Origin of the sequence: Leeia oryzae DSM 17879 (genome assembly GCF_000376945.1) — a bacterium.
In the GTDB taxonomy this organism is placed as follows: domain Bacteria; phylum Pseudomonadota; class Gammaproteobacteria; order Burkholderiales; family Leeiaceae; genus Leeia; species Leeia oryzae.
The window spans coordinates 101,639-127,829 of sequence record NZ_AQXU01000014.1 but is presented as its reverse complement, the minus strand read 5'-3'; the positions used below and the strand labels follow the sequence as shown (position 1 = coordinate 127,829).

Here is a 26,191-nt window from a genome sequence, read left to right as displayed (position 1 = left end):
CTTGGCAGCTTGACGTGGAAGAACGAGTAGCTGCCCAGGTAGGCGATGTCGCTGACTTCGCCTTCGGACCAGTTGTACTCGCCTTCCGGCTGCTGACGGGTCACGTGCACGCGTTCCGGACGGATCGACACCGACAGTTCCATGCCGGCCGGACCGGTCACGCCGTGGTTGATGTAGATGCCGCGCGGCAGGTCGTCAGAACCGACGATGATGTAGCCTGGTTCGTCTACCAGCAGCTTGCCTTCGAACAGGTTGGTTTCACCGATGAACTCGGCGGTGAAGCGGCAGTTCGGGTGTTCGTAGATCTCGGTCGGTGAACCGACTTGCAGCAGCTTGCCTTCGGACATGATGGCGATGCGCGAGGCCATGGTCATGGCTTCTTCCTGGTCATGGGTCACCATGATGCAGGTCACGCCGACTTTCTCGATCACGTTCACCAGTTCCAGCTGGGTTTGCTGGCGCAGTTTCTTGTCCAGCGCGCCGAGCGGTTCGTCCAGCAGCAGCAGTTTCGGGCGTTTGGCCAGCGAGCGGGCCAGCGCTACACGCTGTTGCTGGCCGCCAGACAACTGGTGCGGCTTGCGCTTGGCGTATTTTTTCATCTGCACCAGGTCGAGCATCTTGCTGACGCGGTCGATGATCTCGTCAGCCGGCAGTTTGTCCTGTTTCAGGCCGAAGGCGATGTTCTGTTCGACGGTCATGTGCGGGAACAGGGCGTAGGACTGGAACATCATGTTGATCGGACGGCGGTAAGGTGGCAGGGCCGTGATGTCTTCACCGTCGAGGATGATCTTGCCGGAGGTCGGGGTTTCCATCCCGGCCATCATGCGCAGCAGGGTGGACTTGCCACAGCCGGAGCTGCCCAGAAGGGCGAAGATCTCGTGTTTTTTAATGGTGAGATCGATGTGATCTACCGCGGTTGCATCGCCAAACTTTTTGACGATGGTTTGAATTTGCAAGTATGAATCTGATTTCACCGTGCTGTTGTCTTTCGACACAATGCCTCTCCTTGTACCCAGAGCCTCTGAAAAATTAGTTCCCGAAGATCCTTTAGCTGCCTGTATTGCTACGGCCTGCCTGCTGGACATGAGCCACCCCGGCCAGAATCCTTGGGAATAACCTGATTCTTAGTTGCAGACAGGTAGACTCTGAGCATCACACCTGCCTGCAATCTTTACATCAAAAACACTTAATTTTACTTAAAACAGCCACAACAATTTCCTGCTGGCAGGGTATCCCCTGCCCTTCTACAGCCAATACGCTTATTTGGAGGTTTTCAGCTGTGTGAAGTACTGCGTCAGCATGCGCTGTTCATCAGCCTGAATCACCTTCTTGGCCACCAGCTGCTTTTTCAGGCCTTCTGGCAGGTAAATGCTTGCATCACCAGAGATTTCCTTTTTCACCAAAGGCGTTGCCTTGGCATTGGCATTGGCGTAGAAAACCTCGTTGGAAATTTGGGCAACGATTTCTGGCTTCATGATGAAGTTCATGAATTTTTCGGCGTTCTCAGGATGTTTTGCATCCTTTGGAATCACCAGGTTATCCACAGACAGCATGGTGCCCTTGGCTGGAATCACGTAACGGATTTTCTGGCCGTTCTTGGCTTCAATTGCGCGATTGCGGGCCATGTAGATATCACCAGAGTAACCGACCGCCACACAGACATCCCCGTTGGCCAACAGGTCAATTGGAGACGAGTTGAACAGTTTGACGTCTTTACGGACTTTGGTCAGGCCAGCGGTCGTCGCTTCGAGGGTTGCTTTGCTGAAGTCGTTACCGTTTTTGCCAAAGTAGATATTGGCCATGGTGAACATGTCGCTCGGGGTATCCATGAAAGAAATACCACAAGACTTCAGTTTGCTGGTGTACGCTGGGTCAAACACCAGACGCCACATATCGGTTGGCAAATCGCCACCCAAGGCTTTCTTGACCTTGTCTTCGTTGATGCCGATACCTGCGGTAAACCACATGTAAGGCACCAGATATTTGTTACCTGGATCCGCTGCAGTCAGCTTTTGCAGGATCGTAGTGTCCAGGTTGCCATAGTTGGTCAGCAGTTTCTTGTCCAGCGGGCGATGTACACCGCTCTGAATCTGCTTGCCGGCAAATTCTACCGATGGAACTACCAGATCGTAACCACTGTGACCTGTCAGCAATTTGGCTTGCAGGGTTTCGTTACTGTCGTATACGTCGTATTTGACCTTGATGCCGGTTTCTTTTTCGAACTTGGCAATCGTGTCTTTGGCAACGTAATCGTTCCAGTTATAAATATTGAGTACTTTTTCTTCCGCGGCTTGTACACCTGCGGCAAAAACAGACAACAATGCACCAACAACCAATGTAGTTGAAAACTTCAAAATATCTCTCCTGAATGGCCAACCAGTCTTGCCGGTCAATTCACCGGGCTTGGTAGCTAAACAAAAACTGATGTCATACCTGCACTATGTTTTTAAATTGTAGCCAGATAGAAACCAGCCCCCGTTCCCCTGCATTTGACATCTCTCAAAATAGAGTCGGAAGTCAACAAACAAGCCATTCAGCTGCTTATCAAATCCTGATCAACAACCCCCGCCAGCGGGGATCGCCCGCTGGCGGGTAACCCTACTTATTTGGATGTCTTGAATTTGTTGTAATACTGTGTCAGCAAACGCTGTTCTTCTGCCGGAATAACCTTTTTGGCTACCAGCTGTTTCTTCAATGCATCAGACAAATAGATATTTGGATCTGATGAAATTTCTTTATTCACCAACGGCGTTGCCTTGGTGTTCGGGTTGGCGTAGTACACCTCATTAGAAATACCGGCGGCTACATCCGGACGCAAGATATAGTTGATGAACTTGTGGGCATTCTCTGGATGTTTTGCATCCTTTGGAATGGCCAGGTTATCCACCCACATGATCGTGCCTTTTTTAGGAATTACGTAGCTGATCTTCTGGTTGTTTTTCGCTTCCACTGCACGATTGCGTGCCATATAAACGTCACCAGAGAACGCAATACCCACACAGATATCACCGTTAGCCAGCAAATCGATAGGAGATGAATTGAATACTTTCACATCCTTGCGAACCTTGATGATTTGCGCAGTAGCCGCTTCCAAGGTTGCTTTGCTGAAATCGTTGGCGTTTTTACCAATGAAGATATTCACCATGGAATACACATCACTTGGGGTATCCATAAAGGAAATACCGCATGATTTCAGTTTGCTGGTATAAGCAGGGTCAAAAACCAGTTTCCACATATCATCAGGCAGCTTGCCACCCAATGCTTTTTTCACTTTGTCTTCATTGATACCAATTGCGGTGGTACCCCACATATACGGAATCAGGTACTGGTTACCCGGGTCGGCATCTACCATCTTGCTCAGAATACCCTTGTCCAGATTGCCATAATTTGGCAGCAGTTTCTTGTCCAGCTTTTTATGTACACCGGTCTGAATCTGTTTGCCTGCAAACTCCAGTGATGGCACGACAACATCGTAACCGCTCTTGCCGGTCAGCAATTTGGCCTGCAGAGTTTCGTTGCTGTCGTATACGTCGTATTTGACCTTGATGCCGGTTTCTTTTTCGAACTTGGCAATCGTGTCTTTGGCAACGTAATCGTTCCAGTTATATACGTTAAGCACTTTTTCTTCTGCTGCAAATGCAGTAGAAGCCAACACAGCCAAGGTAATCAAACTAAGTTTCTTTGCCCATTTCTGAGGGTACATCGCAAATCTCCTGTTAGTCACACATAACCAAAAAAAGAATGTTTAACGATAGGTACTTTGTTTTTCTACAGATAAAACATAAATCACAGTATTCAAATGACGCAACTTCATAACACCAACTACTTATGACTTATTTGCTATATAAAAACATCAGCGGGCATATCTTGCGCTGCTTTAATGCACACGTAAAGCGTAGAACACGTACGGGGGCGAACTTTTGTCCGTATCCGCCCCCATACGCCCCTGTGATTACAGCATTCCCAATTCTTTAGCGGTCAGGTCCAGGCAATACTTGGCCTTACCCACCATTTCATCAATTTCAGATTTGGTGATCACCAATGGTGGAGACAACAGCATACGGTCGCCTGTCGCACGCATGATCAGGTTGCTGGCAAAACAATGGTCACGGCACTGCAGACCAATTTCACCACCGTTGGCAAAGCGCTTGCGAGTTGCCTTGTCCTGGGTCAGCTGCATACCAGCTACCAGACCTACACCCGCCACTTCACCCACCAGCGGATTGTCTGCCAGTGCTTCACGAAGAGACTGCTGGAAGTAAGGGCCGGTCACGTTTTTCACGTTATCGATCACACCGCCTTCACGGAGGATCTTGATGTTGGCAACCGCAACGGCGGCAGCAACTGGGTGGCCAGAGTAAGTCAAACCGTGGTTGAAATCACCTGCATTGATCAGGGCTTCTGCCACTTTCTTGTTGATACCAACGGCACCCATTGGCATGTAACCAGAGGTCAGGCCTTTAGCCATGGTCAGCGTATCTGGCTCGAAACCGAAATGCTGATGGGCAAACCATTCACCGGTACGACCAAAGCCGCCAATCACTTCATCTGCACACAGCAGGATGTCGTACTTGCGGCAAATGCGCTGGATTTCTGGCCAGTAGGTTGCAGGCGGGAAAATCACGCCACCGGCGCCCTGGAACGGCTCGCCAATGAAGGCAGCAACGTTCTCTGCACCCAGTTCCAGAATCTTGGCTTCCAGTTCCTGCGCACGCTTCAGACCAAATTCGTCAGAAGACATGTCTTCGCCTTCACCAAACCAGTAAGGCTGGTTGATGTGAACGATGTTGGTCACCTGAGAAGGCATTTGCTCGTGCATGTAACCCATGCCACCCAGCGATGCGCCGGCGATGGTAGAGCCGTGATAACCGTTCTTGCGGGAAATCACGTATTTCTTGGCTGGTTTGCCTACGGCAGACCAGTACTGGTGAACAATACGCAAGACGGTATCGTTACCTTCAGAACCGGAGTTACAGTAGAAGAAATGTTCGAAACCTTCAGGAGCCACTTCAGCCAACAGTTTTGACAGCTCGATGACAGGCGGGTGAGTGGTTTTGAAGAAGGTATTGTAGTAAGGCAGTTCCAGCATCTGTTTGTATGCAACTTCTGCCAGTTCTTTGCGGCCATAACCGACGTTGACACACCACAGACCAGCCATACCGTCGATGATCTTGTTACCTTCAGAGTCCCACAGGTACACGCCTTCAGCCTTGGTAATCACGCGGCTACCGGCCTTGTTCAGCGAACCCATATCCGAAAACGGGTGGATATGGTGAGCAGCATCCAGTGCTTGCCATTCCTGGGTGGTACGACGGGCAAAATTGCCTGCATTGCTTGCTTCTGCATGAATGCCTGGGCGGTTTTCAAAAATATTGGTCATGAAACTTGGCTCCTGAAAATGCTGGCTTACCCTCTGCGCAAGCCAGCGTAACAGTATGTATTTATTATTGTTTTCTTAATACACACACAGATTTTTCAATCTTATGCGTGCAACAGCAGGTGACGGCGTTCCCAAGAACTGATGACCTTGAAGAAAGTCTCGTATTCCAGTTCTTTGGTTTGCAAATACGCATTCACAAACTTGCGACCCAGGATGTCGGCAATCGGCTCGCACACTTGCATGCGGGTCATTGCTTCTTCCAGGTTACGCGGCAACTCGTATGGCAGGTCGTAACCATCGGTTTCCAGTGGTGCAGTTGGCTGCAAGCCTTGCACCATACCCAGATAACCACATGCCAGTGTTGCTGCCATGGCCAGATACGGGTTGCAATCCACACCGGCAACACGGTTTTCTACGCGGCGGGCGGCCGGGCTTGATGCCGGAATCCGGATACCCACGGTGCGGTTGTCATAGCCCCACTGCACGTTGATCGGCGCAGCGGTAAAGCGTGACAGACGACGATACGAGTTCACGAACGGTGCAAAGATCGGCATGACTGAAGGCATGTATGCCTGCAAGCCGGCAATGTAGTTCAGGAACAGGCCACTGGCAGAACCGTCTTCATTGCTGAAAATGTTCTTGCCGGTTTTTTCGTCCACAATACTCTGGTGCATGTGCATGGCACTGCCTGGCTCGTTTTCCATCGGCTTGGCCATGAACGTTGCGTACATGCTGTGACGCAGCGCGGCTTCACGAACAGTCCGCTTGAACAGGAACACGCGGTCCGCCAGGTCCATCGCATCACCATGCAGGAAGTTGATTTCCATCTGGGCGGCACCCACTTCATGAATCAGGGTGTCGATTTCCAGGTCCTGCAATTCGCAATATTCGTAAATGTCTTCGAACAAGGCGTCGAATTCGTTCACGGCATCAATCGAGTAAGCCTGACGACCGGTTTCAGGACGTCCGGTACGGCCGATTGGTGGTTGCAGTGGCAAATCCGGGTCTTTGTTCATATCGACCAGATAAAATTCCAGCTCTGGTGCGATAACAGGCTTCCAGCCTTTTTCTTTGTAAAGATCCAGCACGCGGCGCAAAACATAACGTGGTGAAATTTCAACAGGCGAACCGTCGAAATGCACACAGTCATGAATCACCTGTGCGGTTGGATCTGTCGCCCAAGGAATCAGGCGAATGGTATCTGGGTCAGGCAAGCAGACCATGTCCGGGTCTGTCGCGCCTGTGATTGCATCTTCCGGGTACTCCCCTGTGACGGTCTGAACCAGCACAACCTGGGGCAGCCGCATGTTTTCTCCGGTTTCAAACTTGCTGCGGGGAATAATCTTGCCCCGTGCAATACCGGTGGTGTCAGGGATGATGCATTCAACTTCTGTAATGCGATGTTCTCTGAGAAATTCGGCAATTCTGTCCATGGTTAAATCAACTCTTTTTATGCAACGATTGAAAAGTGTCCCATTTAAATAGCATAGCTATTGTTTAGTCGACTTTCAAACCACGCAGCATTCAATCGCACTCCCGACAAACCTGCCTTTTATGGCAGGAGAACGCCCGAATACCGACGGTTTTAATTATCTTTATGTTCTATCGTTGCTGTTGGCGTTGCCTGCATGCCGCTCCAAATGCCTTAAAGATGGCAATTGAAAGCGGGTTTTCAGCGTGTTTCCACTCTGGATGCCACTGCACGGCAAACGCAAAGGTTTTGGCATCTTTGACACTAAACGCTTCGATCAAACCATCCGGTGCGGTCGCTTCTACTTGCAAGCCTTCGCCCAGACGGTCCACACCCTGGCTATGAATGGAGTTAACCGTTGCGGTCTCACGTCCATACCATGCATGCAACTTGCCCTCTGGCGACACATGAACTTCGTGTACAGGGCCATATTGCACTTCCAGCGTGTCATCATCTTTTTCACGGTGGTCCATTTTTCCAGGCTGGTCATGCACCTTCTGGAAAAGCGTCCCGCCAAATACCACATTCATTTCCTGAAAACCGCGACAAACGCCCATCACGGGAATACCCTTCTCGATGGCAGCCCAGATCAGGGGCAAGGTTGTCGCATCACGATGCGGATCATGCAAGGTACCCGGTTCGCTTGGTTCGCCAGCATAATGATGCGGCTCCACATTCGAAGGGCTACCGGTAAACAGTAATCCATCCACCATTGACAGGGTCTGCTCGATGCTCTGGGCATCACCCAATGAAGGCAATACCACGGCAAAGGCTTCTGCACCATCAATCACCGCGGTGATGTACTTTTCACCTACAGCATGAAACGGGTGTTTACCCAGCATCTTACGGTCTGCACACAGTCCAACAATCGGTTTGCTACGCATTTCAGTACTCTTACACGTTTTTGTATGTGCCTAGCGTACTGAAGAAAAGGGGAAAAGGCGAGCCTATTTAGGGAATGGAATATTGCAAATATTCGAACAATTGAACATATATTGGAGTTTTTATTGCAAACAACCCCGCATCCGCGGGGTTGTTGGTTACAACAGTCCTGCCCTGCCAGATGACAGGCAATCAGGCAATTACAGCAGGGAAGACGGCGCTACATAGTCATATCCCAGATCACGGGCAACCGCGGCATAAGTTACCTTGCCTTCGCAGACGTTCAAACCGTTCTGCAAATGACGGTCGTCCTTCAAGGCCTGCTTCCAGCCTTTGTTAGCCAGTGCAACGGCCTGACCCAGGGTTGCATTGGTCAAGGCTTGTGTTGACGTACGTGCCACACCACCTGGCATGTTGGCCACGCAATAGTGCGTAATGCCATCCACCACATAAGTAGGTTCCTGATGCGTGGTGGCATGCGAGGTTTCAAAACAACCACCCTGGTCAATCGCCACGTCCACCAGCACTGAACCTGGCTTCATCAGCTTCAGCATGTCACGCGTCACCAGTTTTGGCGCAGCGGCGCCAGGAATCAGCACGGCACCAATGACGGCATCAGCACTTGCCAGTTCCTGCTCGATGGCATCACGGGTCGAGTACAGGGTTTTGATACGGCCGCCAAAATCGTTGTCGATTTCTTTAAGACGTGGCAGCGAACGATCCAGAATCGTCACGTCTGCACCCAGCCCCAAGGCCATGCGTGCCGCGTTAATCCCTACCACACCGCCACCCACGACGGTTACCTTGCCCGGTGCAACACCCGGCACGCCACCCAGCAGCACACCAGATCCGCCAGCTGACTTCTCAAGTGCACGGGCAGCTGCCTGAATGGACATGCGGCCAGCCACTTCGGACATCGGTGCCAGCAGCGGCAAGCCACCACGGTCATCAGTAACGGTTTCGTAAGCGATAGCAATACAGCCGCTGGCAATCAGTGCTTTGGTTTGCTCTGGATCGGGGGCCAGATGCAGGTAGGTGTATAGAATCTGCCCCGGGCGGAGCATGGCGCATTCAACGGGTTGAGGCTCTTTGACTTTGATAATCATGTCAGCACGGGCAAAAATCTCTTTGGCCGTGTCAATCATCTGGGCACCGGCGCCTTCGTAATTGGCATCAGTAAAGCCAATGGCCGTGCCTGCATTCTTTTGAATCATTACCTGGTGACCGTGGTGAACCAGCTCCCGTACGCCTGCGGGGGTCAGTCCGACACGATATTCATGGTTCTTGATTTCCTTTGGTACACCGATCAGCATGATTTGTTGTTCTCCATGTCTGTTACCTGTGAACCGGCAGCATGTTCAGACCGCCCGTCACAAGCTTATAAAAGATGTTCACTCTGTTGCCAATGTCCAGATTGGCGACTTGATAGTTTTCAGAGCGCACACCCAACGTAATGCCGCGGTAGCGGCAATCAAACAAGCTACGCCCAGTTTTGAAAAAACTGATTGAGCCTGATCAATTCTTTTACAAATTCAAATTGAAAACTGCAAAACAAATACGTTTAACTTTATTAACAAGAAAAGCACTTACAAAATCCATACCTGCTTACTGCATGTACACAGACTTGCCCCATTGCAGTGCAACAAGCCAAGTTGCCGGCCACGGTTCGCCAGCGATTCAACTTATCTTAGGGGAAAAAATTCGACTTTACCAGCCCGATTGTTTATTATATTTTACAGTTCAGGAGAATGTGTCATGTCGATTGAGGTCAGCTCACGCCTTAAAGTGATCCGGGAAAAGTACGGTTTATCACAACGGGAACTCGCAAAGCGCGCAGGCGTTACCAACGGCACCATCTCATTAATTGAGCAAAACCGCGTCAGCCCTTCTGTTTCTTCCCTGAAGAAAGTACTGGAAGGCATTCCTATGTCGCTGGCCGAGTTTTTTACCTTCGATCTGGGAGATGCCAAGCCCTCCGCTTTCTTCAATGCAGATGAATTGCCCAATCTGGGCAACGAAGAAGTCCAGCTCCGGCTGGTAGGCTCCGGCATTAAAGACCGTAACATGTGCATCATGCGCGAGTATTATCACCCGCACTCAGATACCGGAGCCGACATGCTGCAGCACGAGGGGCAAGAAGGTGGTGTGGTTGTCCGGGGTGAAATCGAGATTACCGTCGGTAGCGAAACCAAAGTGCTCAAGGCGGGAGATGCCTACTACTTTGACAGCAACCAGCCACACCGTTTTCGCAATATCAGTGATGATGTGTGTGAAGTCGTTTCTGCCAACTCGCCGCCCACCGTTTAACTCACTTCTTCCTCCTTTTTCTTTCTCTTCATGGCTTGCACGCGCTAGTATGTAAGCCATGAAAAAAATACCCGCCTATCTAGTCACCGGTTTTCTCGGGGCTGGCAAGACATCCCTGATCAATCAGTTGCTGGCAGACCACCCGGCCTCAGAGCAGTGGGCTGTCATCGTGAATGAATTTGGCCAGGTGGGTGTGGATGGTGCCCTGCTGCAAAAATCGCAAGGCATTCACGTCCGGCAAGTAGCAGGCGGTTGCATTTGCTGCACTACGGCCCCTTTAATGCGCACAGCGCTGATCCGGTTACTCAGAGAGCAACGCCCGGACCGGCTGATCATCGAGCCTTCTGGCCTTGGGCATCCGGCGGGTATTCTAGCCCTGCTACAAGAACCGGGGTTTGCTTCTCATCTTGATATACAACCGGTTATCTGTGTTGTGCCGTGCGTGGCACTGACAGACTCGCGCTACCAGCAAAGCCCGGAATTCAAGGCTCAGATTGCTACCAGCAGCATCCTGATCCTGACCCAAGGGGCAGGACTGCCACCAGACACACGCATTCAATACCAACACATGCTTGAACAGCAATATCCTGGAAAAACCATTCTGCTGGCCCCCGCCCTGGATGACTTGCCCGCGATAGCAAAGCACTTGGCACAACTGGCGCCTCACACAGCCTTTGGTGAAGACAGCCTTGACGATCTTCCGCCGACCCGTGCCAGCAACACACAACCGATTGCCACCGGACGCTGGTACACCCATCAGGAACACACGCGGCTCAGTTTCGGCATTCGCTGGCCACAACAGCCACCGAGATACAATGCCACACTGGAAGAACGCTTGGTTGCGTTGCTGGCGGCATCCGACGTTATGCTACTGAGGGGTAAGGCCCTTTTACAGGATCAGCAGCATCAATGGCATGCATGGCAATGGACAAGCGGGCACAGTCACTGGCAAAACATCCCGCCCGCCACGCACCAATTCTTTGAAATCATCGTGGAAAACAGCGGTTCCGCAGACGTACAGCAACATCTTCAGCAACAGATTGCCGGATTATGGAAGCAAGGCACAGCGTGACCTGATAAAATATCAGCCAATGCAACCCTGATTTGGCACTGTATGATTAAAGTAGAACAATCTGTTCTGGTGGAATACACCCCGGCCCAGATGTATGCGCTGGTGGAGCGCATAGAAGACTATCCCGGCTTTTTGCCCTGGTGCAGCAATAGCGATGTGACACACAGGACAGACATTGAAACTGTAGGCACATTGCACATGAATTATCATGGCGTGAAAAGCCACTTCACCACGCGCAACCAGAAAACAGAGAACCAGCAAATCGACATGCTGCTGCTGGATGGCCCTTTTAAAACCCTGTCAGGTTCCTGGTTGTTTACACCACTGGGCGATAGTGCATGCAAGGTCGAACTCCGCTTGCATTACCAGTTTTCCAGCAGCATGCTGGAAAAGCTCATTGGCCCGGTATTCAATCGCATTTCCCACAACCTTGTAGAAGCATTTGTCACCCAGGCCGACAGAATTTATCAGCCGGTGACCAAACCTTAGCCTGACCTGCATTTAACCCAGCATGATTGAGTGTTTATGACGACCCGCCCATTAGAGATTACGGTGATCTATGCCCTGCCCGATCGGCAATGGGAAAGCATTGTCCAGCTGCCGGAAGGGAGCACGGTGGCAGCGGCCATTCACGCCTCTGGCGTTGTTGAAACTAACCAGCTCAAAGCACCTGTAGAAGCCAGCATTTTTGGCAAGCTTGCCAAGCCGGATCATGTCTTGCGGGAAGGAGACCGATTGGAAATCTTGCGCTCCCTGGTCGGCGACCCCAAAGAAATACGTCGCAGACGGGTAAAGGCCGGTGAAACCATGGGCAAACAGCGTCAGCGCCAATATGAATAAGTCAATCTACTACCGGTTTATTCGCCAGCTCGGTCTGCAGGTGCTGGGCATGCTAGCCTGCATGTGTTTGTTCCCGGTCAACCAGGCAGGCGCTGCCACACGTCAGGACATCAGCCAGCTGCAACAGTTGGCCACCGGTTACATCCAGTCCCAATTACAAAACAGGCCAGGCAACATCACGGTCAATGTCATGCCGCTGGACACCCGCCTGAACCTTGTTCAGTGCAAGTCGCCCGAAGTATTCATGCCTCCCGGCGCCAGACTGGTGGGAAGAAGCAGCATCGGCGTTCGTTGCGCCAATCCGGCCAAATGGTCGGTGACCCTGCAAACCAGTATTTCGATCATCACAGAGGTCGCTATTAGCAGTCGGCCGCTCGCCTTAGGTACAACCCTGACACCAGACGACGTCACCACGCAAGTCCGGGACCTTGCCGATATGCCAGCCACCGTGCTGACAGACCCCAATCAGGCGGTTGGTCGTGCGCTGGTCACTGCGTTACCGGCTGGCGCCATTCTCAAGAACGAGCATTTCCGCGCGGCCTTTGCCGTTCTACAAAACCAGAGCGTGCGCGTCATTGCCCAAAACAGTGCATTTCGTATCGAGACCCAGGGCAAAGCGCTAAACAATGCCATGCCTGGTCAAGTCGTCAATATCCGCACCAGTAGCGGTCAGACGATTCAAGGCATCGCCCAACCCGGCGGAATAGTCCTGATCGAGATTCCCTGACCATGGCTTTCAAACGGGAAGCCCCCCAAACGGCCCATCCATGCGGTTTTAGGCCTAAGTCCTCGTAATAGATGATTTTTTTTTCAAAAACAGCTAAAGTCTTGTCATGTTTTGTCGATAAAGACTACGAGTAGTAGTGTTTTCGAAATTATGGCACTACTGCAAAGCTTGGAGAATCACCATGAAAATCGATAACTCGGGGCGTCTGACCGGCCAGATTGGCAACCAGACAACACCGGTTCGTGACCGTAGTGAGTCTGTCGACACCAAAACAACGAATACCAGCAAGACAAACTCTGTGCCGCAAGACACGGTCAGTTTGTCCCAGACATCGCAGTTGCAATCCGTCAACAAGAACCTGGCGAATGTACCTGTTGTGAATGCTGATAAAGTAAAAGAGATCAAAGAAGCGATTGCACAAGGGAAGTTCAGTGTTAACCCCGAAGCAATTGCAGATGGTCTGATCGACAGTGTTCGCGACTTGTTGGCGGACAGAAAAGCCAACTACTGACATGACCGGTAATCAAAAAGAACTGCTAGCCCGCCTGCTCCAAGAGCAGATCAGTGGGCTACAGCAGCTTGTATCTACCTTGCAGCAAGAACAGCACATGCTGGTGACACACGATGGCACCGGCCTGGAAGCCATTTCTGCTGGCAAGTCCGCACAGATCAACGCCTTGCAGTCGCTGAGCGAAGCCTTCAGACAACAGCTTTGCAACCTCTGTGGCAGCCAGGATATTGATGCGCAAAAGGCTTGGCTGGCATCGAACTTGTCGGATGATCCTGACTGGCAAACATGGAACCAGCTTGCCCGCCAGAGCCAGCAGCTGAATGAGCAAAACGGCAAACTGATTGAGCAAAGCCTTCAGTTTCAGGCACGCCAACTGGCGGTGCTTGTTCCCCAGGAAGAAAACAAGCTTTATAACGCCACCGGGTTTGCAGACTTCAAACCAACCCTGACCCGCAAAAGAGACATCGTCTAACGCCTGTCAGCGGGCTACACACCCGCTGATTGACTGGCCAGATCAGAATGCCGGCATGGATGCCGTCTGCTCCGGAGTTTCTGCCAGAATAGTCACCTGAACACGGCGGTTTCTGGCACGACCTGCTTCTGTCGTGTTATCGGTCAGCGGCCGGTTTTCTCCATAACCAATGGCAGACAGACGTGACTGGTCTACACCATGCTCCATGAATAACCTGACCACACTGCTTGCACGGGCTGACGACAACTCCCAGTTGGACGGGTACTGACTGGACTTGATCGGTACGTTATCGGTATACCCTTCAATCTGGACCGAATTTTTCTCTTTGGCGAGCAAATCCGCTACAGCCCCAAGTGCCTTGGTAGAACTGTCTGCCAGCTTGGCATCCGCTGGAGCAAACAACACACTGGCATTGATCTCCACGGCAATCCCCCGCGCCGTCTGATTTACCCTGACCTGACCTTCATCCACCAAGGGTTTCAGAATATCCTGCAAATTACCCGCCAAGCCACTCATATGCTGTTTCACGGCCTTCGCCTGCGGCGTCTCTGACGCTGGCACCGGAACAATCTTGACCTTGCCTTCCACTCCTTTTGCCGACTGGCCTCCCGGTTTTTCTATCGTGATAATCCGCATCGGACCACCATCGTTCTGAAATGCCTGAACCAGTGAGTCTGAAAGCACCCGGTACTTCCCTTCATTCACTTGGGAAATCGCATACATGACGACAAAGAAAGCAAATAAAAGCGTAATAAAGTCTGCATAGGACACCAGCCATCTTTCGTGGTTTTCGTGCTCTTCTTCTCTGCGACGACGAGGCATGGCAGCTCTCTCCAGAACGTATTTTTATGGCCCCATTATAATGTGGTTAAGGATGCTCAGGCAGTATTGTCAGTGTTTTATGCGCAGGAAACATGCAATACACCACATCTAATTAGTAAAAAGCTATCGCATGCATTAACACAATCGATTGCAACAATACCGCAAACAAACTAAGCTAAAGTGCTAAAGAAATTGCCCCAAGACTGTTAAAATATGACCCGTATGTGACAGGCCAGATAACGGATAAGCGCTTTTTTGCGCGCATCTCCATCGCAAGTACTACCCGAATTCATTGCTGGCCGCACAATAAACCCATCGCTCACAAGGTATACCTTCATGTCCAATACTGCAAAACATGTTCCGCTCTTAATTCTTGGTTCTGGCCCCGCCGGTTACACAGCCGCGGTTTATGCTGCACGTGCCAACCTGAAGCCGGTCCTGATTACCGGCATGGCACAAGGCGGTCAGTTGATGACAACAACCGAAGTGGATAACTGGCCAGCCGATGCCGATGGCGTGCAAGGTCCGGAACTGATGCAACGCTTCTTGCAGCACGCAGAGCGCTTTGGCACAGAAATCATTTTTGACCACATCCATACAGCCAAAGTCACTGAGAAACCGATCCGTCTGATTGGTGACGCCGGTGAATACACATGCGATGCATTGATCATCTCTACCGGTGCATCAGCACAATACCTTGGCCTGCCTTCCGAAGAAGCCTTTATGGGCAAAGGCGTGTCCGGATGTGCCACCTGCGACGGATTCTTCTATCGCAACCAGAAGGTTGCCGTCGTTGGTGGTGGCAATACAGCAGTAGAAGAGGCGCTGTATCTGTCCAACATTGCCAGCCATGTCACCCTGATCCACCGTCGTGACACCTTCCGTGCAGAGCGCATCCTGATTGACCATCTGATGGAGAAGGTTGCCGAGGGCAAGATCAGCCTGGAACTGAACCACACGCTGGACGAAGTGCTGGGCGATGCAACTGGCGTAACCGGCGTGCGTGTAAAACACAACAACGGCGAAACCAAGAACCTGGAAGTTTCCGGCTGCTTTATCGCCATTGGCCATAAGCCGAATACGGATTTGTTTGTTGGTCAGCTGGAACTGGAAAACGGTTATATCGTCACCCAGGGCGGACGTAACGGCAATGCAACAGCCACCAACATCCCCGGCGTGTTTGCCGCAGGTGATGTGCAAGACCATATCTACCGCCAAGCCGTTACCAGTGCTGCGTCCGGTTGCCAGGCCGCGCTGGATGCTGACCGCTATCTGCAAAATCTGCGTTAATCCCTAGCAAGGATGGCCAAGCCTCGATTTCTTCCGCATACAGTCAGACGTGCATTGACTGAGGAAGAAATCGAGCTTTTCCGCCATACGGTATCAGATGTCGCCCCGCTGGCAACCGAAGCCAGACACAACCTCCAGCGCAAGCCTGCGCGAAAAATCATTCCGCCCCACGTACTACCAGACGAACCGGACTTCCCCATGCATGGCCTCAGTGCGCCGGAATGGCTGGATGTTGACAGCCTTGAAGGTCTGATCAATTATCGTCAGCAAGGGGTGAGCCAACGTTTGCTGGCAGAGTTACGCCGCGGGAACTGGTCTATCGGTGCAGAAATCGACTTGCACGGCATTACCCGCGATGAAGCGCGCCTGGTATTGCATGCCTTTGTGGTTGAGGCCGGACAGCGTGGCATCCGCTGTATCCGGATTATCCACGGCAAAGGGTATCGCTCGCCCAACGGCCAATCCATCCTGAAGCATCAGGTCCGCCATTGGCTCACACAACTACCTCATGTACTTGCTTATTGTGAAACCAAAGCCGCAGAAGGTGGCAGTGGTGCCGTCAAAGTACTGTTAAAACGCGCTATCTGACGCCAATATTATTGGGGCACCGCTTCCCCACCCCGTCCCCAGCCTGCTTTCAAGGCGCACAGTAATGCAGACCATTCTGCCCGGGCACATTCCAGCACACTGAAATACAGACTGCCACGCACACCGTCTTCGTTTTCCAGGTGCAGGATAACCAGCCAGCTCCAGCATACGCTGTCAGGCAATACTAACCAGCGGGAAGCGCCACCCGTATGGTCAATCGCGGTTAGCATTGTTTCATTCAGGACAATCGACACGGGCAACGCACTTTCCCGCCAGATGGCCTTCCGATACCCCCAATAAGCACTGGCAGCAGTAATCACAAACAAGACCGACAGCGCGCCATACCATGGCCAAAAGGGTAACAGGGCAATGGCGGTACCCGCCAGTAACCCCTGCAATAGGGCCAACCAGCGCCACATGCGATGTGGAAAAATAGATAACAAAACAGATGGCATCCGGTACAATACCCTACTAATTTAATCAAGGATTATGCGTATAGTTAAGCTATATTAAACTATTCGCCGCCATATCACTTTGCTATAAAGGTCAAAGCATGAATCCAAACTGGCAATCATTTCTAGCAAGTCAAGGTGCTGTTATCGAAAACGATGTCGTGAATCACTTTGGCGCATCGCCTACCCTAGCCTCCCTTGATGAAAACACAACCTACCTGTGCGACTTGTCCGGATTTGGACTGATTCATTTTACAGGCGACGATACCGCAACGTTTCTGCATGGGCAATTATCCAGCGATATCAATAACCTATCCCCAGACGCCAACCAGTACAGCAGTCAGTCCACGCCCAAAGGCCGTGTACTGGCCAACTTTCTTGTCTGGCGGCAACAGGATGGCTACATGCTGCAATTGAGTGCTGACCTGACAGCAGGCGCCCAGAAGCGGCTCTCGATGTATATCTTGCGTTCAAAGTCCAAAGCAACCGATTTGCCCGCCTCACTGGTCATGCTGGGCCTGACCGGCCCCCAGGCAGCAGAGCTGATTGCTTCGCTGACCAACGGTCAAACCATGCAAGAACACAGTACGCTGCACCATGACGGACTCACCATCCTCCGGACCACCGCAAACCGTTACCAACTGGTGGTTAATGCAGAACAGGCGCCCGCCCTTTGGGATGCGCTGGCAAAAACAGCCACGCCTGCCGGATTTGCAACCTGGCAACTCAGTGAGATCACGCATGGCACACCATGGATCACCACGCCGACACAAGATGCCTTTGTGGCCCAGATGCTGAATCTGGACAAATTGGCAGGGGGCATCAGCTTTACCAAAGGCTGCTATACCGGTCAGGAAATCATTGCCAGAACCCAGTATCTGGGCAAACTGAAACGCCGCACCTATCGCCTGCACGCCGATCAGGCCATGCAAGCCGGTGACTCGGTATTCAGCCCGGAAATGCATGGTCAGGCCAGCGGAACCGTAGTGAATGCCGTCCAGACAGCGACAGGCTGGGAGGCACTCGCTGTCGTGCAAAGCAGCAGCGTACCGCTTGGTCTGCATTTGGCAGATGCCAATGGCCCCGTCGTCAGCGTGCTTGACCTGCCCTACTCGCTGGAAACTGCCGCGTGAACCTCTATGTGTATTACCGGATACAACCGGCAATGCATGCAGACGGGCGGCAGATGGTAGCGCAATTGTTGCAGCAGATGGCACCTTATTGTGAGCGAATGCAACTGGCACACCGGGTGGATGACCCGGACACCTGGATGGAAGTGTACGAAAACATCGGGGATAGAGCAGAATTTAGCCGAATCATGGCCAGTTGCCTTCAAACCATGAATCTGGAGTCCTGCCTTGTAACCATACCGGGCAAGGCAGCCAGAATGGAAGAATGGTTTCAGCTGATGCCTTGCGAGACGCCAAGCGTAACGGATTGACGCAATAAAAAAACCACTCGAACGCGAGTGGTTTTTTTATTGGATAAACAAGCAGGCGACCTTTGGTCTGACCCTACCGCTCGTCAATTATATTTTGATATCAATATTCTGACCCAGATTATCCGGGTTGACATACTGTGGCGCTTCTTGCGCTTGCGTCTGTGTCGAGCCAGATGAAGATGGCAAGCTTTCCAGCAGCGTCTTAACCTGGCTGGCCGATGCGGCTTCAGCCTGCTTGAACGCATAAATCTGGGCTGCGCTTTGGACAGTGCCCAAGTCAGCAGTAATTGTACTCATAGCCGTAACTCCATCGGGTATAACAGTTCTTGCCTTTAGTCTAGCTCAAAGACAATATTAACGCAAAGTCCGTTGGTCGGATAAACTCTGTACCCCTTGACTGAACCTTACCCCAGCCTGTTTGGCCAGGCGCGCAGCCAGAGAGTCCTTTGGCGTGTAATCCACCAGATCAGCCGCCTTGATCACATCGCGCGATACCGATCCCACATTCCCCAATCCGTCAGCCAGCCCAAGCTCGATACTCTTGGCACCATTCCAGACAAGGCCACTGAAAAGCTGAGGGTCGTTCTTGAGGCGATTCCCTCGTCCTTCTTTCACAACCCCGATAAACTGCTGATGAATTTCCGCCAGCATCTCTTTGGCATACGTCTGCTGTTTGGCACTCAAGGGCGAAAACGGATCCATGAACCCTTTGTTTTCACCTGCCGTAATCAGACGACGCTCTACGCCCAGCTTATCCATCGTGCCCGTGAAGCCAAAACCGTCCATGAGCACGCCGATGGACCCGACCAGACTGGCCTTGTCGACATAAATCCGGTCTGCAGCCACTGCCACATAATATCCGCCCGACGCGCAGATATCTTCGATGACAGCATAGAGCGGAATCGCCGGATGCAATTTGCGCAAGCGCAGGATTTCATCATGAATCATTCCCGCCTGTACCGGGCTGCCGCCTGGGCTGTTGATCTTGAGAATCACCCCTTTGGTATTGGGTGCATCAAATGCTTTTTGCAGTGCCTTGCCAATAGACTCTGCATTGGCCTCTTCATTGGCGGCGATCACCCCATCCAGCCGGACAACCGCAGTATGTGCCTTATATGTCACCGGCGCATCCGAGTCTGACATGGCACCAAACACCATTAACGCAATCAGCCCCAGAAACCCCAACCAAACCAGCCGAAAGAAAATCGACCAGCGCCGTTTGGCTTTTTGCTCTCTGACCAGGTCCTGAACCAGATTTTCCAGGACTTTACGCTCCCATGACGATGGCTGACCTTGCTCAGGTGTTTGTTCATTCAACATTGCGTCTGTTTTTCCCGATATCCAAATAGGTTGTTTTAACAGCGATGATCTTGGTCATGTCATGCCAACCGCTGATCAGCAGGCAGTTGCATGGTCTTCCGTCACTTCCCACTCACAATAAATCTGGCCGTCTTCTTTTTGCAGCACCGGCACCTGTATCAAACGTGCGCCTTTGCAAGGCCCCATGATGCACATGCCGCTATCGGGCAAATAACCGGCACCATGCATGGAGCACACCAGCGTCGCGTGATCCAGTCCCCAGAACTCGCCCAACTGCCAGTCCATCTCCACAGGCTGATGGGCGCACTGGTTCAGGTAGCCGTACACTTGCCCATGGTAGCGAATCACAAAAGCAGGCTTGATTTTCCCCTGGTAAGCCACCATAAACCGGACGGCCTTACCCTTTTCCTTGACGTCTTCCGACAGACACACAACGTGCAAAAAAGATTCCGACATACGCATTACTCAGGATGATGGCAAACCACTTCGATATTGTGGCCGTCCGGATCCAGTACAAAAGCACCATAATAGTCTGGATGATAATGGGGCCTTAAACCAGGCGCACCGTTATCTTCGCCACCAGCAGCCAACGCAGCAGCGTAAAACGAATCCACTTGCAACCGCGTTGCTGCGGTAAAGGCAATATGGATTCTTGGTGAATTCGGCGTCCCTTGGCTGATCCAGAAGTCGGGTTTGGGCGGTTCGCCAAAACCGGCCACATCTGTATGACCAGTCACCGACTTTGGAAACTCCATCAGCAAACGGTAGTGAATCGGAGCTAGCGCCTCCTGATAAAACAGTTTGCTGCGCTGCAGATCGCTGACAACAACACCGGTATGATCAATCATGGCACGCCTCCTTTGAATATGGTTAAGCTGCGCTGTTCAACCCGGGCGGTAAGCCTTCAGCCACTGTTGAATGGCAGGCAGATCATCCAGTATGGCCAGATGTGGCACAGCTTGCAATGCCGCCAGATCATGCGCACCATGCGTTAATCCAAGTGCAGCGGTTCCCGCAGCTTCTGCCATGCGCAAATCGTGGGTCGTATCCCCAATCATGATCGTTCTGGCAGATGACACACCCACCCGGTCCATGACATCAAACAGCATGGCCGGGTTGGGTTTGGAAAAGCTTTCATCTGCACATCGCGTGGCATGAAACCGGTTCTGCAGCCCGCTCACCTCAAGTGCTTCATTCAGCCCGCGACGGGACTTCCCGGTAGCAACCGCCAGATAATAGCCCTGTTGCTCCAGCTCATCTAATAGTGCGTTAGCCCCATCGTACAACACCAGAGTTTGCGAGGTTGCAAAATAGGCTTCCCGATAATGCACCGCAATCTGCTTGTGGTCTGTCTCGGCCAGGGCAGGTGCCAGATAAGCCATGGCATCAATCAGCCCCAGTCCGATCACATGCTGGCATGCTTTCTTCTCCGGTACTGGCAGCCCCATGCGCTCAAACGCAAGCTGCAATGCCTGCACAATGGCGGCTGTAGAGTCCATCAGCGTGCCATCCCAGTCAAAAACGACCAGATCAAAAGGACGATGCGTATCAGCCGGCATGATGCTCCTCTTTTGCACGGTCGAGTTTATCGACAAAACTTTGTAACTCAGGCGGCAAGGCAGCCTGGAACACCATCGGCTCTCCGGTGACCGGATGCTTCAGCTTCATTTGCCATGCATGCAGGAACATGCGTTTCAGCCCCTGTTTTTGCAATTGCTTGTTCAGGGTGAAATCGCCATATTTGTCATCCCCGGCGATGGGATGCCCTTCGTGCTGCAAATGCACCCGGATCTGGTGCGTACGGCCGGTTTTCAACTCGGCCTCCAGCAATGCAAAATCGGCCCACTTCTTTTGCAAGCGAAACACAGTATGGGACGCCTGGGCGCCAGCCTCCACCCGAACCCTTCGTTCACCGTTCGGTAACAGGAACTTATGCAAAGGTGCTTTGACATGGACGGTCTGCTTTTGCCACTGGCCGATCGCCAGTGCAAAATATCGCTTGTCGGTTTCGCCCTGGCGAATCATCTCGTGCAGCTTGACCAGCGCAGACCGCTTTTTGGCAACCAGCAAGATACCGGATGTCTCTCGGTCCAAACGATGCACTAGCTCAAGGAATTTCGCCGTCGGGCGTTGCTGGCGCAGTTGTTCGATCACGCCGCGGGAAATACCACTGCCACCATGCACGGCCAGGCCAGCCGGTTTATTGATCACCAGCAGCGCCTCGTCTTCATAGAGGATATCAAAATCCACCGTTGCCCCGGTATGCTCGGCCGGTTTCTGGCCAGGTTCTGCTACGCGCACAGGCGGAATCCGTACCTCGTCTCCCTTGGCAATGTGGTAACTCACATCCGAGCGCTTACCGTTAATCCGCACCTCGCCACCCCGGATAATCCGATAGATACGGCTCTTGGGCACGCCCTTCAAACGCTTCATCAAAAAGTTGTCCAGACGCTGGCCAGCTTCTTCCTCGTCGACCACCACATGGGAGACCACAAGGTTTTCTTTACGCGGTAATGACTTATTGCTTATACTATGGTTCGCAACAGTTTTCGGTTTATCCGCCTGTTTGCGACGCTCTTTGATTTCTCGACTGGTATTAGCCATTTATATTTCTTGAAATGTCTGCTGTAAAATTGGGGACAGTATACAACTGAACCCATGTAGTGCCTTAGGTAAAATTTGCCATTTTGCAAATAACAGGCTGATGATTTTCGCGATTTGTCGGTTCATCCCCCTGCAGCTCAGGTTCTTATAGCTTGGAAATCAGGAATTTTAAATTCGCTAGGCCAGTAGCTCGCACGCTGCTAAACGAGCATCGTCTCGAAGACCAGAAGTTTTCAGAGACGACCCCAACCGGGGAATACGCATGCAAGGCTAACGTCACTCGCCTGCACTGATTGAAGTAGTGATCGTAATATTTTGCGCGCTAACGCACCCGCGATAATTCATTGCGCGGTTGATGGTCTGGTTGAGACACCAAGCGCATCATGGGCATGTTTGGCCTATGGTTTAGAGTTGTTTAAATTTTTCTCTACTAAATAGAGACCAGCCGGTTTACCGGCCTGATCCGATCTTGATTTCAAGACCTGTTTGTTCATCTCCGTGTTGCTCTGCGCCGGAAAAAGACAAGCAATGATGTCAGGCCCTGCCCTCTTGCAGGTAAATCGAGCATGGCTCGAACAAACGGCCACACTGTGGTGACGGATACAGGTTGATTGCTGTGGTATAGCGCCCTGTGAAAGAACAAAGAGAAAGATACACTCCGAAACTGGCCCCTGCAGCTCTGGCGATGTCCTTTTGCCGCCAGAACGGCTTGATCATGTTTCAATTGCCGGTTGTTCCAGTCTCTGGAAAAACCGGTACATGATGTGTTCTCGTTAAAGACTGACAACCGCAAGACTGATGCAACTCAACCTGTCCATCAGTCATGCATTGCTGCTTCGCTACACCTGAATGACAAGACCGCTGCGCAACATCACTTTGGTGATTGTCCTGCCTTCGCGTACATGCATCAGCCTGATACGGCATCGCTGCCGGATTGTTGTGTAGGGAATGACAGATACCAGGATTGTTATCACGTTTTATTTGATTGTCGTGCCGCGATACGTGGCACCGAGTCTGGTTGTCGGTAGTGCCAGTTGCCTCTGCAACGGCCAGAACAGTCGGTAGCAATCCGCCCGTGCAAGATTAGCGCGCGGGGAAACACATGAAAAGAATGTTATTTAACGCAACGCAAGCTGAAGAGCTGCGCGTTGCCATCGTTGACGGTCAGAAACTGATCGATCTTGATATTGAAACCGTTGGCAAAGAACAACGCAAAAGCAATATCTACAAGGGTGTTATCACCCGCATCGAGCCTAGTCTGGAAGCTGCATTTGTAGACTACGGTCAGGAACGCCATGGCTTCCTGCCATTCAAGGAAGTGGCCCGTTCGTATTTCCTGCCAGGTACAGATCACCGCGCCCGCATTCAGGATGCCTTGAAAGAAGGCATGGAAGTCATTGTCCAGGTGGATAAGGACGAGCGTGGCAACAAAGGTGCCGCACTGACGACCTTTATCAGCCTGGCCGGCCGTTATCTGGTCTTGATGCCTAACAACCCGCGTGGTGGTGGTGTTTCCCGTCGTATCGAAGGTGAAGAGCGCAACGAGTTGCGCGCCTTGCTGGATCAGCTGGAATCACCAAACGGCATGAGCGTCATTGGCCGCACTGCTGCCATTGGCCGCAATCTGGAAGAACTGCAATGGGACTTGAACTACCTGCTGCAATTGTGGAGCGCCGTTGAAGGTGCCGCCCATGCCCAGAGCGGCGCATTCCTGATTTATCAGGAATCCAGCCTGGTTATCCGTGCGATTCGTGATTACTTCCAGCCTGAAATCGGCGAAATCCTGATTGATACCGAAACCCTGTACGAACAGGCGCGCCAGTTCATGAGCCATGTCATGCCTGGCAATGTGAACCGCGTCAAACTGTACAAGGACGACGTCCCACTGTTCTCCCGTTTCCAGATCGAACACCAGATTGAAACCGCGTATCGCCGTGAAGTGAGCCTGCCGTCTGGCGGCGCCATCGTGATCGACCATACCGAAGCACTGGTATCGATTGACGTGAACTCTGCACGTGCAACCCGTGGTGGTGACATTGAAACCACCGCGCTTAACACAAACCTGGAAGCGGCAGACGAGATTGCCCGTCAGCTGCGTCTGCGCGATTTGGGCGGTTTGATCGTGATCGATTTTATCGACATGGAAAACCCGAAGAACCAGCGCGAAGTCGAAAACCGCCTGAAAGATGCGCTGCATCATGACCGTGCCCGTGTGCAATACGGCAAAATTTCCCGTTTTGGCCTGCTGGAACTGTCTCGTCAGCGTTTGCAGCCAAGCTTGGGTGAGTCTGCACACATGCCTTGTCCGCGCTGTCATGGTACCGGCTTTATCCGTGGTACCGAGTCTTCCGCACTGCACATCTTGCGTATTCTGCAAGAAGAGGCCATGAAGGAAAACACTGGTGCCGTGCATGCACAAGTACCCGTTGATGTGGCTACCTTCCTGCTGAATGAAAAACGCGCCGAGATCTATGCGATTGAAGCCCGTTTGAAGGTCAATGTGGTGCTGATTCCGAATACGCACCTGGAAACGCCAAACTACAAGATCAACCGTCTGCGTCATGATGACCTGAACCATACAGACGATGATCTGCCAAGCTACAAACTGATGGAACGCCCATCTGAAGACGTAGAAGCGCCAGTGAGCCAGAAACAGAAAGTGGAAGCTCGCCAACAAGCTGCGGTACAGCACTTTGCACCAGACCAGCCGGCCCCTGTAATGGCTGACCGTGCTCCACGTGCAACTGCCAGTGCTGCTGCCACGCCTCAGAAACCAGGCTTCTTTGCACGTATCATTAACTGGCTGAAAGGCGAAACGGCTGCCATTCAGGAAACCAAACCCGTCGCCAAACAGGCTGAACCAGCCCGTCGTGGCCGCAATAATGGCGAACGTAACAACCGCAATGGTCGTGGTGAACGTGGTGACCGCAACAACCGTGGCGAACGCGGTGAGCGTGGTGAACGTGAAAACCAGAATGCGGGTGGGCGTAACAACCGTCAGGATGAGAACCGCAATCGTCAGAACGATGAGAATCGTGCCAATAAAGGCGAAGAAGGCAATAACCGTCGCCGCGAACCTCGTGCAGAACAAAACACTGACCGCGAAAATGCGGGTAGCGGTAATAACCGTAACCGCAATAATCGCCAGGATCGCGAAAACCGGGATCAAAAACAGCAACAACAGCAGCAAGAAGCCGCTAATGCCAAAGTGGCAATAGACGAAACGGCCATTGCCCAAGGTAATGAAGCCGGTCAGGCCCAGCAGGATCAGGAAGGCCGTACCGGAAGCCGTCGCCGCCGTAACCGTCGTGGAGATCGCAAGGATCGCCCGGCAGAAGGTACGACAGCCAATGTACAAGCATCTGGCAATGAAGCACCTGAAGTGCAAGCAGCAGAAGCCCCTGCGCCCGTTGTCGCCGCGCCAGTGGTAAAAGCAGTGACAGAAACTGTCGCCGCAGAACCGGCCAAAGCCGCTGAAGTGGTTGTGTCCGAGGTAACTGCCGAGGTGGTTGCCGTGCCTGCAGAAGCCCCTGCACCTGTAGTTGTAAAAGCCGAGCCAGTGGCAATGCCTGCACCAGTCGTGGTGGATGAAACCCCGGTGGTTACCGAAGTACCTGTCGCTGTGGCTGTACCTGTTGCAGAGGTTGTGGCAGAAACACCGGCGGTAACGGAAGCGGCTGCACCAGTTGCTGAAGAAGTCGTGACAGTAGCATCTACCGTGGCAGCTGAAGCAGTGGTTGCAGAAGAAGCGCCTGCCAAACCTCGTCGCACCACAACCCGCCGTCGCCCACAGAAACCGGCTGAACCGGTAGCAGAAAGCCTGCAACTGGTGGAAACCGATACGGCGAAGAAAGTTGAAGTGGTTGAAGAAGTTGTGGTGGTGCCGGTTGCCAAACCTAAAACACCACGTCGTCGCCCTCGCCAGCCTAAAGCCGAACAGGATACGACACTGCAGCAAGTTGAAACTCAAGCCGGTGATGATGCCTGATTGCTAAGAGCACCAGATTTGCCA

Annotated in this window: 27 protein-coding genes; 12 read left to right on the top strand and 15 right to left on the bottom strand. The window is 52.2% G+C overall.

Annotated elements, in window-relative coordinates:
- From F552_RS0102780 to ald, 7 genes are all read right to left on the bottom strand, one after another.
- Window positions 1-974, bottom strand: a 974-nt coding sequence (locus tag F552_RS0102780; RefSeq protein ID WP_211208195.1) for an ABC transporter ATP-binding protein, incomplete at its 3' end; no start/stop codon positions are given.
- 285 nt (window positions 975-1,259) lie between these two features.
- Window positions 1,260-2,354 carry a polyamine ABC transporter substrate-binding protein gene (locus F552_RS0102775; protein WP_018150191.1) on the bottom strand — a complete coding sequence of 365 codons (1,095 nt, stop codon included), beginning with the start codon at window positions 2,352-2,354 and terminating at the stop codon, window positions 1,260-1,262.
- Window positions 2,355-2,602: 248 nt separating this feature from the next.
- Window positions 2,603-3,703, bottom strand: a complete 1,101-nt coding sequence (locus tag F552_RS0102770) for a polyamine ABC transporter substrate-binding protein (protein WP_018150190.1) — start codon at window positions 3,701-3,703, stop codon at window positions 2,603-2,605.
- A gap of 249 nt (window positions 3,704-3,952) precedes the next feature.
- Window positions 3,953-5,380, bottom strand: coding sequence for an aspartate aminotransferase family protein (locus F552_RS0102765; protein ID WP_018150189.1), 1,428 nt, complete (start codon window positions 5,378-5,380; stop codon window positions 3,953-3,955).
- Between the two features lie 101 nt (window positions 5,381-5,481).
- Complete coding sequence (locus tag F552_RS0102760) at window positions 5,482-6,813, bottom strand: glutamine synthetase family protein (RefSeq protein WP_018150188.1); 1,332 nt, start codon at window positions 6,811-6,813, stop codon at window positions 5,482-5,484.
- A 169-nt stretch (window positions 6,814-6,982) separates the two neighbouring features.
- Complete coding sequence (locus F552_RS0102755; protein WP_018150187.1) at window positions 6,983-7,735, bottom strand: gamma-glutamyl-gamma-aminobutyrate hydrolase family protein; 753 nt, start codon at window positions 7,733-7,735, stop codon at window positions 6,983-6,985.
- A 198-nt stretch (window positions 7,736-7,933) separates the two neighbouring features.
- Complete coding sequence (gene ald, locus F552_RS0102750; RefSeq protein WP_018150186.1) at window positions 7,934-9,046, bottom strand: alanine dehydrogenase; 1,113 nt, start codon at window positions 9,044-9,046, stop codon at window positions 7,934-7,936.
- Window positions 9,047-9,488: 442 nt separating this feature from the next.
- Here ald and F552_RS0102740 point away from each other — a divergent pair, with 442 nt between their 5' ends.
- The 7 genes from F552_RS0102740 (at window position 9,489) to F552_RS0102710 (ending at window position 13,662) form a co-directional block, all read left to right on the top strand.
- Window positions 9,489-10,040: a cupin domain-containing protein gene (locus F552_RS0102740; protein WP_018150184.1), complete on the top strand. Its 552-nt coding sequence runs from the start codon at window positions 9,489-9,491 to the stop codon at window positions 10,038-10,040.
- A 58-nt stretch (window positions 10,041-10,098) separates the two neighbouring features.
- Entirely contained in the window at window positions 10,099-11,112 is a 1,014-nt protein-coding gene (locus F552_RS19905; protein ID WP_018150183.1) for a CobW family GTP-binding protein, read from the top strand.
- 42 nt (window positions 11,113-11,154) lie between these two features.
- The gene (locus tag F552_RS0102730) at window positions 11,155-11,601 is read left to right on the top strand and encodes a type II toxin-antitoxin system RatA family toxin (RefSeq protein ID WP_018150182.1); all 447 of its coding nucleotides are present in this window, start codon (window positions 11,155-11,157) and stop codon (window positions 11,599-11,601) included.
- A 36-nt stretch (window positions 11,602-11,637) separates the two neighbouring features.
- Window positions 11,638-11,952, top strand: coding sequence for an RnfH family protein (locus tag F552_RS0102725; RefSeq protein ID WP_018150181.1), 315 nt, complete (start codon window positions 11,638-11,640; stop codon window positions 11,950-11,952).
- Entirely contained in the window at window positions 11,945-12,679 is a 735-nt protein-coding gene (flgA, locus tag F552_RS18315) for a flagellar basal body P-ring formation chaperone FlgA (protein ID WP_018150180.1), read from the top strand. The genes F552_RS0102725 and flgA overlap by 8 nt, the downstream gene beginning before the upstream one ends.
- Window positions 12,680-12,860: 181 nt before the next feature.
- Entirely contained in the window at window positions 12,861-13,190 is a 330-nt protein-coding gene (gene flgM, locus F552_RS0102715) for a flagellar biosynthesis anti-sigma factor FlgM (protein WP_018150179.1), read from the top strand.
- A 1-nt stretch (window position 13,191) separates the two neighbouring features.
- On the top strand, window positions 13,192-13,662 hold the full coding sequence (locus tag F552_RS0102710) for a flagella synthesis protein FlgN (protein WP_018150178.1): 471 nt from the start codon (window positions 13,192-13,194) through the stop codon (window positions 13,660-13,662).
- A gap of 42 nt (window positions 13,663-13,704) precedes the next feature.
- On the opposite strand, the gene motD is transcribed toward F552_RS0102710, so the two are convergent.
- Window positions 13,705-14,484 carry a flagellar motor protein MotD gene (gene motD / locus F552_RS0102705; RefSeq protein WP_018150177.1) on the bottom strand — a complete coding sequence of 260 codons (780 nt, stop codon included), beginning with the start codon at window positions 14,482-14,484 and terminating at the stop codon, window positions 13,705-13,707.
- A gap of 336 nt (window positions 14,485-14,820) precedes the next feature.
- On the opposite strand from motD, the gene trxB reads away from it, so the two are divergent.
- The gene (trxB, locus tag F552_RS0102700) at window positions 14,821-15,774 is read left to right on the top strand and encodes a thioredoxin-disulfide reductase (protein WP_018150176.1); all 954 of its coding nucleotides are present in this window, start codon (window positions 14,821-14,823) and stop codon (window positions 15,772-15,774) included.
- Window positions 15,775-15,828: 54 nt separating this feature from the next.
- Window positions 15,829-16,362, top strand: coding sequence for a Smr/MutS family protein (locus F552_RS18310; RefSeq protein ID WP_033374566.1), 534 nt, complete (start codon window positions 15,829-15,831; stop codon window positions 16,360-16,362).
- A gap of 8 nt (window positions 16,363-16,370) precedes the next feature.
- On the opposite strand, the gene F552_RS0102690 is transcribed toward F552_RS18310, so the two are convergent.
- A complete protein-coding gene (locus F552_RS0102690; RefSeq protein ID WP_156802207.1) occupies window positions 16,371-16,817 on the bottom strand; it encodes a hypothetical protein in 447 nt (148 codons plus the stop codon).
- A gap of 98 nt (window positions 16,818-16,915) precedes the next feature.
- On the opposite strand from F552_RS0102690, the gene ygfZ reads away from it, so the two are divergent.
- Window positions 16,916-17,947, top strand: coding sequence for a CAF17-like 4Fe-4S cluster assembly/insertion protein YgfZ (ygfZ, locus tag F552_RS0102685; RefSeq protein ID WP_018150173.1), 1,032 nt, complete (start codon window positions 16,916-16,918; stop codon window positions 17,945-17,947).
- Window positions 17,944-18,255 carry a DUF4936 family protein gene (locus F552_RS19900; RefSeq protein WP_051078244.1) on the top strand — a complete coding sequence of 104 codons (312 nt, stop codon included), beginning with the start codon at window positions 17,944-17,946 and terminating at the stop codon, window positions 18,253-18,255. The genes ygfZ and F552_RS19900 overlap by 4 nt, the downstream gene beginning before the upstream one ends.
- An 87-nt stretch (window positions 18,256-18,342) precedes the next feature.
- Here the strand turns inward: F552_RS19900 and F552_RS0102675 are convergent, their stop codons facing one another.
- From F552_RS0102675 to rluC, 6 genes are all read right to left on the bottom strand, one after another.
- Complete coding sequence (locus tag F552_RS0102675) at window positions 18,343-18,552, bottom strand: hypothetical protein (protein ID WP_018150171.1); 210 nt, start codon at window positions 18,550-18,552, stop codon at window positions 18,343-18,345.
- A gap of 57 nt (window positions 18,553-18,609) precedes the next feature.
- Entirely contained in the window at window positions 18,610-19,575 is a 966-nt protein-coding gene (locus F552_RS0102670; protein ID WP_018150170.1) for a S49 family peptidase, read from the bottom strand.
- A 75-nt stretch (window positions 19,576-19,650) separates the two neighbouring features.
- Complete coding sequence (locus F552_RS0102665) at window positions 19,651-20,031, bottom strand: Rieske (2Fe-2S) protein (protein ID WP_018150169.1); 381 nt, start codon at window positions 20,029-20,031, stop codon at window positions 19,651-19,653.
- A gap of 5 nt (window positions 20,032-20,036) precedes the next feature.
- Window positions 20,037-20,423 carry a VOC family protein gene (locus F552_RS0102660; protein ID WP_018150168.1) on the bottom strand — a complete coding sequence of 129 codons (387 nt, stop codon included), beginning with the start codon at window positions 20,421-20,423 and terminating at the stop codon, window positions 20,037-20,039.
- A gap of 36 nt (window positions 20,424-20,459) precedes the next feature.
- Window positions 20,460-21,134, bottom strand: coding sequence for an HAD-IA family hydrolase (locus tag F552_RS0102655; protein ID WP_018150167.1), 675 nt, complete (start codon window positions 21,132-21,134; stop codon window positions 20,460-20,462).
- Complete coding sequence (gene rluC, locus F552_RS0102650; protein ID WP_018150166.1) at window positions 21,124-22,179, bottom strand: 23S rRNA pseudouridine(955/2504/2580) synthase RluC; 1,056 nt, start codon at window positions 22,177-22,179, stop codon at window positions 21,124-21,126. Before rluC ends, F552_RS0102655 begins: the two co-directional genes overlap by 11 nt.
- Window positions 22,180-23,281: 1,102 nt before the next feature.
- On the opposite strand from rluC, the gene F552_RS0102645 reads away from it, so the two are divergent.
- Complete coding sequence (locus F552_RS0102645) at window positions 23,282-26,167, top strand: Rne/Rng family ribonuclease (protein ID WP_033374527.1); 2,886 nt, start codon at window positions 23,282-23,284, stop codon at window positions 26,165-26,167.
- Window positions 26,168-26,191 lie beyond the last annotated feature (24 nt).

What these genes read in the sequence shown, in the direction of transcription:
- F552_RS0102710 (WP_018150178.1), top strand. Translation starts at nt 13,192, where the DNA reads ATGACCGGTAATCAAAAAGAACTGCTAGCCCGCCTGCTCCAAGAGCAG.
- F552_RS0102740 (WP_018150184.1), top strand. Translation starts at nt 9,489, where the DNA reads ATGTCGATTGAGGTCAGCTCACGCCTTAAAGTGATCCGGGAAAAGTAC.
- trxB (WP_018150176.1), top strand. Translation starts at nt 14,821, where the DNA reads ATGTCCAATACTGCAAAACATGTTCCGCTCTTAATTCTTGGTTCTGGC.
- F552_RS0102655 (WP_018150167.1), bottom strand. Translation starts at nt 21,134, where the DNA reads ATGCCGGCTGATACGCATCGTCCTTTTGATCTGGTCGTTTTTGACTGG.
- motD (WP_018150177.1), bottom strand. Translation starts at nt 14,484, where the DNA reads ATGCCTCGTCGTCGCAGAGAAGAAGAGCACGAAAACCACGAAAGATGG.
- F552_RS0102690 (WP_156802207.1), bottom strand. Translation starts at nt 16,817, where the DNA reads ATGCCATCTGTTTTGTTATCTATTTTTCCACATCGCATGTGGCGCTGG.
- F552_RS0102755 (WP_018150187.1), bottom strand. Translation starts at nt 7,735, where the DNA reads ATGCGTAGCAAACCGATTGTTGGACTGTGTGCAGACCGTAAGATGCTG.
- F552_RS0102770 (WP_018150190.1), bottom strand. Translation starts at nt 3,703, where the DNA reads ATGTACCCTCAGAAATGGGCAAAGAAACTTAGTTTGATTACCTTGGCT.
- F552_RS0102660 (WP_018150168.1), bottom strand. Translation starts at nt 20,423, where the DNA reads ATGATTGATCATACCGGTGTTGTTGTCAGCGATCTGCAGCGCAGCAAA.
- F552_RS0102675 (WP_018150171.1), bottom strand. Translation starts at nt 18,552, where the DNA reads ATGAGTACAATTACTGCTGACTTGGGCACTGTCCAAAGCGCAGCCCAG.
- F552_RS0102730 (WP_018150182.1), top strand. Translation starts at nt 11,155, where the DNA reads ATGATTAAAGTAGAACAATCTGTTCTGGTGGAATACACCCCGGCCCAG.
- F552_RS0102765 (WP_018150189.1), bottom strand. Translation starts at nt 5,380, where the DNA reads ATGACCAATATTTTTGAAAACCGCCCAGGCATTCATGCAGAAGCAAGC.
- flgM (WP_018150179.1), top strand. Translation starts at nt 12,861, where the DNA reads ATGAAAATCGATAACTCGGGGCGTCTGACCGGCCAGATTGGCAACCAG.
- ygfZ (WP_018150173.1), top strand. Translation starts at nt 16,916, where the DNA reads ATGAATCCAAACTGGCAATCATTTCTAGCAAGTCAAGGTGCTGTTATC.
- F552_RS19905 (WP_018150183.1), top strand. Translation starts at nt 10,099, where the DNA reads ATGAAAAAAATACCCGCCTATCTAGTCACCGGTTTTCTCGGGGCTGGC.
- flgA (WP_018150180.1), top strand. Translation starts at nt 11,945, where the DNA reads ATGAATAAGTCAATCTACTACCGGTTTATTCGCCAGCTCGGTCTGCAG.
- F552_RS0102725 (WP_018150181.1), top strand. Translation starts at nt 11,638, where the DNA reads ATGACGACCCGCCCATTAGAGATTACGGTGATCTATGCCCTGCCCGAT.
- F552_RS0102645 (WP_033374527.1), top strand. Translation starts at nt 23,282, where the DNA reads ATGAAAAGAATGTTATTTAACGCAACGCAAGCTGAAGAGCTGCGCGTT.
- F552_RS0102665 (WP_018150169.1), bottom strand. Translation starts at nt 20,031, where the DNA reads ATGTCGGAATCTTTTTTGCACGTTGTGTGTCTGTCGGAAGACGTCAAG.
- F552_RS0102670 (WP_018150170.1), bottom strand. Translation starts at nt 19,575, where the DNA reads ATGTTGAATGAACAAACACCTGAGCAAGGTCAGCCATCGTCATGGGAG.
- rluC (WP_018150166.1), bottom strand. Translation starts at nt 22,179, where the DNA reads ATGGCTAATACCAGTCGAGAAATCAAAGAGCGTCGCAAACAGGCGGAT.
- ald (WP_018150186.1), bottom strand. Translation starts at nt 9,046, where the DNA reads ATGCTGATCGGTGTACCAAAGGAAATCAAGAACCATGAATATCGTGTC.
- F552_RS0102760 (WP_018150188.1), bottom strand. Translation starts at nt 6,813, where the DNA reads ATGGACAGAATTGCCGAATTTCTCAGAGAACATCGCATTACAGAAGTT.